General features: G+C 57.6%; 7 protein-coding genes and 1 pseudogene. 2 read left to right on the forward strand and 6 right to left on the reverse strand.

Annotated elements, in window-relative coordinates; translation table 11 throughout:
* Nucleotides 1-19: 19 nt before the first annotated feature.
* The 5 genes from CCE92_RS14910 to CCE92_RS14930 form a co-directional block, all read right to left on the reverse strand.
* Nucleotides 20-967, reverse strand: coding sequence for an agmatinase family protein (locus CCE92_RS14910; RefSeq protein WP_088009343.1), 948 nt, complete (start codon nt 965-967; stop codon nt 20-22).
* Nucleotides 964-2,211, reverse strand: coding sequence for an imidazolonepropionase (gene hutI, locus CCE92_RS14915; protein WP_088009345.1), 1,248 nt, complete (start codon nt 2,209-2,211; stop codon nt 964-966). The genes CCE92_RS14910 and hutI overlap by 4 nt, the downstream gene beginning before the upstream one ends.
* Nucleotides 2,204-3,886, reverse strand: a complete 1,683-nt coding sequence (gene hutU, locus CCE92_RS14920; protein ID WP_088009347.1) for a urocanate hydratase — start codon at nt 3,884-3,886, stop codon at nt 2,204-2,206. The genes hutI and hutU overlap by 8 nt, the downstream gene beginning before the upstream one ends.
* Before the next feature lie 438 nt (nt 3,887-4,324).
* The gene (locus CCE92_RS14925) at nt 4,325-5,731 is read right to left on the reverse strand and encodes a helix-turn-helix transcriptional regulator (RefSeq protein WP_162287894.1); all 1,407 of its coding nucleotides are present in this window, start codon (nt 5,729-5,731) and stop codon (nt 4,325-4,327) included.
* Nucleotides 5,732-5,763: 32 nt separating this feature from the next.
* Nucleotides 5,764-6,615, reverse strand: coding sequence for a YihY/virulence factor BrkB family protein (locus CCE92_RS14930; RefSeq protein ID WP_241536074.1), 852 nt, complete (start codon nt 6,613-6,615; stop codon nt 5,764-5,766).
* 117 nt (nt 6,616-6,732) lie between these two features.
* Here CCE92_RS14930 and CCE92_RS14935 point away from each other — a divergent pair, with 117 nt between their 5' ends.
* Entirely contained in the window at nt 6,733-7,635 is a 903-nt protein-coding gene (locus CCE92_RS14935; protein WP_088009353.1) for an acetamidase/formamidase family protein, read from the forward strand.
* A gap of 82 nt (nt 7,636-7,717) precedes the next feature.
* Nucleotides 7,718-7,780: pseudogene (locus tag CCE92_RS16325) on the forward strand (SEC-C metal-binding domain-containing protein); the annotation flags it as partial.
* A 1,013-nt stretch (nt 7,781-8,793) separates the two neighbouring features.
* On the opposite strand, the gene CCE92_RS14945 reads toward CCE92_RS16325, so the two are convergent.
* A complete protein-coding gene (locus CCE92_RS14945) occupies nt 8,794-9,285 on the reverse strand; it encodes a sigma-70 family RNA polymerase sigma factor (protein WP_088009355.1) in 492 nt (163 codons plus the stop codon).
* Nucleotides 9,286-9,516: the final 231 nt, after the last annotated feature.

Consider the following 9,516-nt stretch of genomic DNA (forward strand, 5'->3'; position numbering starts at 1 on the left):
TCCCGTTCCTCCCTTTATTTTATTGTCCCCTCAGTGCAACCCCTGTCATGAACTGCAGCCACGCGTACACCCCTGTCTTCACCGTGGCTTCCACATGATTGTCCTTCTGCGGATCGAGGCAGACGAAATCGATGTGCCGCACGTCCGGACACTTGCCGATTCCGAGCAGCGCCTCGAACAGCTCTTCCGCCTTCATCCCGCCCGGCGTCGATGCCGGAACCCCCGGTGCGGCGCTGATATCGAGCACATCCATGTCGATCGTCGCGTAAATCCGCGTAACCCCTTTTTCTTTCAAATAAACGATGGCATCCTGCACCGTCTCGGTGATCCCCCTCTTGCGCGCTTCCCGCATCGTCGTCATCCGGATACCGTGCGCATCGGCGTACTCGACGAGGGGTTTTGCATTGAAATAGCCGTGAAGGCCGATGTTGGCCACATGTTCACCTTTGACCGCGCCGCCGTCGATCAGCTGGCGGATCGGCGTGCCGTTCGCCGGTCCGAGTTCGCCCGGGTCGCGCACATCGAGATGGGTATCGAGCTGCAGGATGCCGATCGTTTCATCCGCAAAAGCCGCTTTCACGCCGCGCACCGCGCACGCCGTCGTCGAGTGGTCACCGCCGATCATGCACGTGATTTCGCCGCCCGCCGCCACTTCTTCCGCCGCCGACTCAATCCGCCGGTGCGACTCCGGGATATCGGTCATGTGCATTTCCACGTCACCCGCATCCCGGACCGCAAGCCGGGTCAGGTCGATCCGTTCATCCAGGTTGTAGACGCTGTACTTTTTCCACATGCGCCGGAACGCTTCGGGATATTCGGAAGCCGCCGACGCAGAGATCGACGACCGCGACAGCGGGGCGCCGAACAGCACGACATCCGCGTCCCCCTGCGTTTTCACCCACTGGTGCACGTGCGTCACGTCACCTTCCGCCTGCCATGTCCACTGCCGTTTCTTCAGCCAGCTCATCCGGCAACACGCTTCCCGTTTTTCCACACCGTCTTCACGTGATTCACGCCGAATAAATACTGGAGTTCCTGATAAGACGAAACGTCCCACATCACGACGTCCGCCTGCTTCCCTTCCTCGAGCGATCCCGCCCGGTCCTGACGGCTGATGGCACAGGCCGCGTTATAAGTAGCCGCTGTCAGCGCCTCGGCCGGTGTCATGCGCATCAGGATGCAGGCGAGATTCATGACGAGCGGCATGGAGACGGTCGGCGATGACCCCGGATTGCAGTCGGTCGAAATCGCGACCGCCACACCCGCGTCGATCATATCCCGTCCCTTCGCCGCTTCCTCACGTAAAAACAGCGCTGTCGCCGGCAGCAGGCAGGCGATCGTCCCGGCTTCCGCCATCGCTTCAATCCCTTCATCCGACGCTTTCAGAAGATGCTCCGCCGAAATGGCGCCGACTTTCGCGGCAAGTTCCGCTCCGCCGTACGGCACGATTTCGTCCGCATGGATCTTCGGCGTCAGGCCGTACTGTTTGCCCGCTTCCAGAATGCGCTCCGACTGCTCCGGCGTGAAGACGTTCTTTTCACAAAACACGTCGTTGAATTCCGCCAGTTCCGCAGCGGCCGGCAGCATCTCATCGATCAGATAATCGACATACTCGTCTTCCCGGCCCTTGTATTCAGCAGGTACCGCATGCGCCCCCATGAACGTCGGCACGAGGTCGATCGGATGTTCTTCCTGCAGCCGCTTCATCACCCGCAGCTGTTTCAGTTCGGTCTCCAGTTCCATGCCATAGCCGCTTTTGCCTTCGACGGTCGTCACGCCGTGCTTCAGAAACGCATCCAGCCGGCGCCGCGTCTGGCGGATCAGCTCGTCTTCCGTTGCTTCACGCGTCATCCGCATCGTTGCGTGGATGCCGCCGCCGGCATTCATGATGTCCATGTAAGAGACGCCCTGCAGCCTTTTTTCGAACTCGCCTTCCCGGCTGCCGCCATAGGCGACATGCGTATGCGGATCGACGAGGCCAGGCGTTACGAGCCGCCCGTCCGCTTCCACCACTTCCGCTTCAGCCGTGCGTGTACCGAATTTATTTTCCAGATCAGCTGTCGTGCCGATCGCCTGAACGATTCCGTCCTGCAGCCAGATGCTGCCGTCTTCGATCAGTCCGAGGTCGTTCATCGCTTCTTTCGTCCGTGGCCCGTCCGCACCTTTCAGTGTGGCAAGCGTCGCGTGTTTGATCCAAACGGGTTTATTCATCAACTTCAGTCCCTTTGTCCAGCATCGGTATGTTGACGCCTTTTTCTCTTGCTGTCTGTTTCGCCAAATCGTATCCCGCGTCCGCATGGCGGGCGATCCCCATGCCCGGATCGGTCGTCAGCACACGCTCCAGACGCGCTTCCGCTTCTTTCGTGCCGTCCGCCACAATGACCATGCCGGAGTGGATGGAGTATCCCATGCCGACACCGCCGCCGTGATGCAGGGACACCCATGTCGCCCCGCCGACCGCATTGACGAGCGCATTGAGGATCGGCCAGTCTGCGATTGCGTCCGAACCGTCCTTCATCGCTTCGGTCTCCCGGTTCGGGGACGCGACGGATCCGGAATCGAGATGATCACGGCCGATGACGATCGGCGCGCTCAGCTCACCGCTCGCCACCATGTCGTTGATGATCTTGCCGAATCTCGCCCGTTCGCCATATCCAAGCCAGCAGATGCGCGACGGCAGCCCCTGGAACTGGATTTTTTCCTGCGCCATCCGGATCCAATTGCATAAGTGTGTGTTGTAGCTGAATTCCCGCAAAATGACTTCATCCGTCTTCCGGATATCTTCCGGATCGCCGGACAGGGCCACCCAGCGGAACGGCCCTTTCCCTTCACAGAATTGCGGGCGGATATAGGCGGGGACGAATCCCGGGAAATCGAATGCCCGGGCGAAGCCTCCGTCTTTCGCGACCTGCCGGATATTGTTGCCGTAATCGAATGTGACGGCGCCCTGGTCCATCATCTCGACCATCGCTTCGACGTGCTTCGTCATCGATGCTTTCGACCGCCGGATGTATTCCGACGGATCCGCGCTACGGAGTTCGGCTGCCTCTTCAAGCGACATGCCTTCAGGGATATAGCCATTCAGCGGATCGTGCGCCGACGTCTGGTCTGTCAGTACATCAGGGATGAATCCGCGGCTGATCATGTCATGGAGCACTTCCGACGCATTGCCGAGCAGCCCGATCGACAGCGCCTCCCCTTTCGCCTTCGCTTCTTCCGCCAGCCGGATCGCTTCCTCGAGCGAGTCCGTCTTTACGTCTGTATAGCGTGTTTCGATGCGCCTGTCGATCCGCGATTCATCGACTTCCACCGCGATGCACACCCCTCCTGCCATCGTGACGGCAAGCGGCTGCGCGCCGCCCATGCCGCCAAGGCCGGCTGTGACCGTAATCGTCCCTTTCAGTGATTCACCGAAATGCTGTTTCGCCAGTTCGGCGAACGTTTCGTAGGTGCCTTGCACGATTCCTTGCGAGCCGATGTAGATCCAGCTGCCGGCCGTCATCTGCCCGTACATGATCAGCCCTTTTTTATCGAGTTCGTGGAACGTGTCCCAATCGGCGAATGCCGGCACGAGATTGGAATTGGCGATCAGCACGCGCGGCGCGTCCCGGTGTGTTTTGAATACCGCCACCGGCTTGCCGGACTGGATCAGGAGCGATTCATCATTTTCGAGCTTCTTCAGCGCCTCTACGATCGCATCGAAACTTTCCCAGTTTCGGGCGGCTTTCCCGATCCCCCCGTAGACAACTAAATCTTCCGGCCGCTCTGCCACGTCCCTGTCCAAGTTATTCATCAGCATGCGCAACGCCGCTTCCTGCTGCCAGCCTTTCGTGTGGAGTTCCGTTCCCCTGTAGCGGATCACTTTGTTTTCTGCAAGCGTTTTCATTTCTGTCTGCCTCCTTTGTCGTTATTTTCAGTTTACTGGCTTTTCGGCTGTATTTTATTTCGATTTATTTTATAATTTTCGTTTTGTTTTGTTTGACGGCGGAATATTTTCATTTAATTGATTCTGCTTTTCAATTTACTGCTATCGTTTTCGGTTTCCCGTTCATTGGAGGACAGGCGGCGGATCTGACTTGCAGTTATCCGCGTTATTTTCGTTTTATCCGCGTTATTTTCGTTTTATCCGCGTTATTTTCGTTTTATCCGCTATATTTTCGTTTTATCCGCTATATTTTCATTTTATCCGCGTTATTTTTCGTTTATCCGCGTTATTCTCCGTTTATCCGCTATAACTGGTTCCCCCTCGTCTTCCCAGCAGGCTCCTCACTGCAAAACGGCCATTCTCACCCCCGATCCTAAAATGAGCACAAATAAAAGAGCCTCAAAGCTCTTTTCGGAAATCGGACGGCGATCGCCCTTCTGTCTTCTTGAATACCGAACTGAAATAAGAAGCGCGCGAGAACCCGCTGAGTCTCGCTACTTCCTCGAGCGGCAGCCTGCTCTCCCGCAGCAGCCGCTTCGCTTCCCGGATGCGCGTCTCGAGGAGGACATCCTGGAACTTCCGCCCGGCACGCTCCCGGAACCGCCGGCTGAGCGTGCTTTTATTCAGCTGCAGCTCCTCCGCACAAGCGGCGAGGTTCCATCCTGTATCCCAGTAGTTCGCTTCGATCCGCTGAAGGACCTTTTCCGCGAACCTCTTTCCGCTCTCCGGATGCGCTTCCGGTGCTTCCAAAAGATCCGCGATGAAGAGCGACAGCGCCTGGACGATCCGGTAGACGACCGGCTCCCTGAGAACTTTGCTGAACACATGGCGGTACGGTGCGTCCCATTCCGCCGGATCCAAATCCGCTGTCTTCATATAGCGCCGGACTTGGGCAAGCACGCTCGTCAGCCTGACGCGGATCATCCCGGGATCCGGGTACGGCCGGGAAAACGTGAGGAACTCCTCTTCGAGCCACTGTTTCATTGCCGCTGTTTCCCTGCGCTGCAGCATTTCGATCCAGACGCGCTGCTCGATGGGACTTAAAAACGGGTCGAGCGTCTGCCATTCGGGCGGCCGGCCCTCCAGAGAGACGAGGTCGAAACTTTCATAGAAAATCAGTCCGATCAATTCGCGGGTCCCCTGATAATACGCCTTCACCGTCTCCCGTCTGCAGCCGTTCACGAACACCGACAGCGGCGCATCGGCCCGTTCTTTCCAGGCGGACGCGAATGCCCGGCATTCCGTCAGGCACAGCTCCGCGTCTTCCGAAAAATAAAGGAGGAGAACAAAGTCCGAGAGCGCGAACACTTCCGTTCCCCGGCCGAACGGATAGCGCAGCAGGGCATCCAGCAGCGCCGGCACGGCCTCCGTTTCACCGAGGGCGAACGCGGCCATCGTCACCCCATCCGCCGGTTTCGAACCTGAAAACAAGTCTGGGTAAGTGATGGGCGCGGGGACATTCTTGAGGCCGCGGGACGCTTCATTCCGAAGCCGGAAACGGATCTGCTGGAGCTGCCGGACGAATGCCATCGGATCGAACGGACGGAACAGGAGATTCTCGGCGTGCCCCTGCAGCGCCCGGTACGCCGTCTGGAACGTCCGGTCGGAGGCGATCCCGATCCACGGAGCGGGGCTGCCGGACAGCATCCGTTCCAGTTCCTCGCTCCATATGTCCATGTCCACGACATAGCAGTCCGCCGGTCCTTCGCAGCCCGGGACGAGTTCGACGCCGTTCATATGGGAAGCGGCAATCCATTTCAGCCCTTCCATTTCCATCGTGTTATGCGACAGGACCGCCACTTTCATCTCCATCCCCCGCTTTCATTCGGATTTGCGGATCAGTCCGCCGGTTCCCGGGTCTCCAGACGGGCGTGGAAGCGCCGTTCCTGCCGCCTCCGTAAGTACTCCGCGTTCAGAAGTCCGGAAAACAGCACGATCGTCGCCGTCAGATAAAACCAGCCGACAAGGACGATAATCCCCGCGAGCTGGCCGTACAGGCGGGAATAGCTGACGCTTTCCGTATAATAGCCGAACAGGAGCGATGCCCCCTGCCAGGCGACCGTCGAGAGGATGGCGCCGGGCAGCACGGACCGGATCCGTGTCGGCTGATTCGGGACGATCCGGTAAAAGACGAGGAAAAACAGGAAAATGAAGATCGAACCCAATCCCCATTTCACTGTCCGCCAGATGTAGATCGTCCCCGTGAATTCCTCGAAGATACCTGTATAATCCGCCGCCCATTTGAGACTCTGTTCGATGAACGGCAGGAACAGGGAGACGGGAATGATGAACATGAACAGAAGAGTGATGCCCAGATCCCTCGCCAGCCCCTTCAGGAACGGCAGTTTGCTCGGCGCTCCGTATGCCGCGTTCAATGTCCGCGCAAGCGACTGGACCGCCATCGAACCGACCCAGAACGCTCCGATCAGCGAGATGGACAGGATGCCGCCTTTTCCGGCCGACAGGATGTCCGTCACGTTTTCTTCGATCAGCGACAGCGTCTCCCCGGGTGCGAACGGCTCGATGAAATTCAGTACCGCGTCCGGATTGACGGGCAGGTAGCTGACCAGCGAGAGCATGAAGATCAGGAACGGGATGACCGACACCAAAAAGTAGTAAGCCGTCTGCGCCGCCCTGTCATAATAGTGATCGCGAAAAAACCGTTTTACCGTCTTTTTGAACAGATCCAACCGCATCCCTCCGTTCTTTCTTCCTATACTATCGGACACAGGCTTTCCTTGCCACTTTTGCCTTTGCAGCCACCGATTGGTACAATAAACAAAATAATCCGACAGGAGGCGCCATCAATGCAGACACTGAACAGACAGAAAACCATTTACGCATTTTCCGCAGCGAACGAACCCGCACTCCGTGTATCACCCGGCGAAACAGTGACCCTGGAGACGTATGACTGCTTCACCGACCAGATCCAATCCGCCGATCAGGAAGTGGCACAGATCGACTGGAACCAAATCAATCCGGCGACAGGCCCCGTATTTATTGAAGGCGCGAAACCGGGCCATGCGCTGAAAGTGACGATCGATAAGCTGGAGATCGGCTCACAGGGGGTCATGGTGACCGGTCCCGACCTCGGCGTCATGGGTCACCGGATGGAAAAGATGGAATCGAAAATCGTACCGATCCAGGACGGAAAGGCGGTGTTCAGCGAAAACATCCGGCTGCCGCTCAATCCGATGATCGGCGTGATTGGTGTCGCCCCCGAAGGCGAACCGGTATCGTGCGGCACACCCGGTGCCCATGGCGGCAACATGGATACGAAAGAGATCAACGAAGGCGCAACGCTTTACTTCCCGGTATTCACGGAAGGGGCGCTGTTTGCAGCCGGCGATTTCCACGCCGCGATGGGAGATGGGGAAGTCAGTGTTTCCGGCATCGAAGTTCCGGGCCGTGTGACCGTCACCTTCGATCTTGAGGAGAACCTCCACTTGAATTATCCGCTTCTCGTCAATGACGGCGGAATAGCGCTCCTTGTTTCCGCGATGACGCTGGACGAAGCGGTCAAGACCGCGACGGAGGAAATGATCGACTTCCTGCTTCCGCATACCGACCTGTCCGTCAGTGAAATGACCATGCTTATGAGTGCCGCCTGCCACGTGCAGATCAGCCAGGTCGTGGACCCGCTCGTGACAGTCCGTTTTTTCGTGCCGCGTCACATCCTTGATTCCCTGGACGTCCGGCTGTCCGGCTGACAGCCGTCGGAATCCTCCGACTTTTGAGCGCTCCGCCATTGTATGGTACACTGGTAGGAAAAATGACAGATTGGGTGATTTTGTGGTAGGACGCAACGATCCGTGCCCTTGCGGCAGCGGAAAAAAATACAAGAAATGCCATGGAGGCGTCCAGCAGACGACCTCCGTTGAAAATCTCGTGAATGAAGAACTTTTCAAAGTCCGGCAGCAGTTTTTCTCGGAGTATCCTGGGCGGGACCAAATCCAGGAATTCCGGGCGCTTCAGCAGGAATGGCAGCCGCGGCTGATGAAAGAAATGGGCGAAACGGATGCCCAGGCATTCGTCATCGAGAATTTCCTGTTCTCCGAACGGCCGGACCTATGGCAGGGATTCATTACAAAACAGGCGGAAGCCGCCCAGCGGCCGACGACGAAAGAAGTGCTCAGCACGTGGACAGACGTCGAACTGTTCCTCGGCCAGTACGCAGGCGGAAATGCGGAAGCCGGCGAACTGACAAGCGCGCTGAACGGCCGGACGTACACCATGACCGACGAGCCGCCGACAGACATGGAGAACGGCCAGGGGCTCATCGCCATCCTGCTCCCGGACCCGCGCGCAGGCGAGAACGGCCGGCTGTTCCTGAACGGCTACTTGACGATTGTCGGGGATTTCGAACCGTTCCTCGAACAATTCCGCATGGCGGCTTCAGCGGCAGATATGGATGGCACCGATTATCTTGCGGGCCATTACTTGAGCGCGGTCGAATCAGCCGTCAAGTATTCGAATGCCGCCCAAAAAGCAGAGAGCGAAGTTCCCGAAGACCAGCAGGCGGTCATGGCGGAGCTCGAAAAGCATCTGGAGGGAACGGATTACAGTGATGAGACGAAAGAACACATCACAAGCATCCTTTCCAATTACCTGACGAGCGAAAAGCCCGCTGTCCAAAAGCCGGAAACACTCGTCGCCGGCTTCTGGCGCTTCCTGCAGGATCAGAAAATGATCGAAGGCACAATGATGACGCAGAAAGAACTGAGCGAAAAGTTCGGCGTCTCAGCTGGCACCATTCTGAAACGTTCGAAAGAATTCACGGCGTTTTTCGAAAACGCCTGGCGGCCGAACAAAAATAGCAGCATAGAAAAGACGGGGCTGTCCGGACAGCCCCGTCTTTTCCTGTTATCTCAGTCCGCCCGCCCCGCTTCATGGAGCTGCGCCTTCAGTTTCAGCAGCAGCCGCTCCCGCCGTTTCTTGATGCCAGCCGGCGAGATGCCCGCCGCCTCCGCCGCTTCTTTGATCGTCAGCCGTTCCAGGAACAGTTGGCGGAGCAGCAGTTCTTCGTCTTTCGCCAGCGCCAGTGTTTCCAGCCATTCCGGCATGTCTTCGTGCGCTTCTTCAGCCGCCGGAAGCTGTGAGAGCCATTCCTCCTCCCCTGAGACGAGCCGTTCCAGCCGTTTTGCCTCCCGCTTAAGTTCATCGAGCATCGCTCCCTGGATCGACCGGTAAGCGAATGGAGTGAAATCCCCCTTCGTTCCATCGAACCGTTCCCATGCCTGCCATAACGCAATCCTTCCTGCCTGCCGGAACTCTTCAAAATCCCTATAAATATTCAACCGGCGGATCACCGCCGAAATCATCGGCTCATACTGTGCCGCCACTTCCTCGAACGCTTCCATTGCGCTGTCCCTTCAGCCGTGCACTGGCTGGTTTATTCCCGGGTGAATTCAGAATAAAGAAAGGGACCCGCGCTGTCGAAACAGCATCCGCTATGTTTCAGCCTGCAAACGTAGCGTTTTATGCGAGGTACATGACGGTCGCCGGATCGGATATCAAAAAACAGTCTATTTTCTGTAAAATTGTCATTGTTGGTCTATCGGCGCAGTGGTAAAATCTTCTTGCACAGCTGT

Origin of the sequence: Indiicoccus explosivorum, from assembly GCF_002167005.1 — a bacterium.
In the GTDB taxonomy this organism is placed as follows: Bacteria; Bacillota; Bacilli; order Bacillales_A; family Planococcaceae; genus Indiicoccus; species Indiicoccus explosivorum.

Excerpts from the sequence above, each read along its gene's own strand:
- CCE92_RS14910 (WP_088009343.1), bottom strand. The coding sequence starts at position 967 with ATGAGCTGGCTGAAGAAACGGCAGTGGACATGGCAGGCGGAAGGTGAC.
- hutI (WP_088009345.1), bottom strand. The coding sequence starts at position 2,211 with ATGAATAAACCCGTTTGGATCAAACACGCGACGCTTGCCACACTGAAA.
- hutU (WP_088009347.1), bottom strand. The coding sequence starts at position 3,886 with ATGAAAACGCTTGCAGAAAACAAAGTGATCCGCTACAGGGGAACGGAA.
- CCE92_RS14925 (WP_162287894.1), bottom strand. The coding sequence starts at position 5,731 with ATGAAAGTGGCGGTCCTGTCGCATAACACGATGGAAATGGAAGGGCTG.
- CCE92_RS14935 (WP_088009353.1), top strand. The coding sequence starts at position 6,733 with ATGCAGACACTGAACAGACAGAAAACCATTTACGCATTTTCCGCAGCG.
- CCE92_RS14945 (WP_088009355.1), bottom strand. The coding sequence starts at position 9,285 with ATGGAAGCGTTCGAGGAAGTGGCGGCACAGTATGAGCCGATGATTTCG.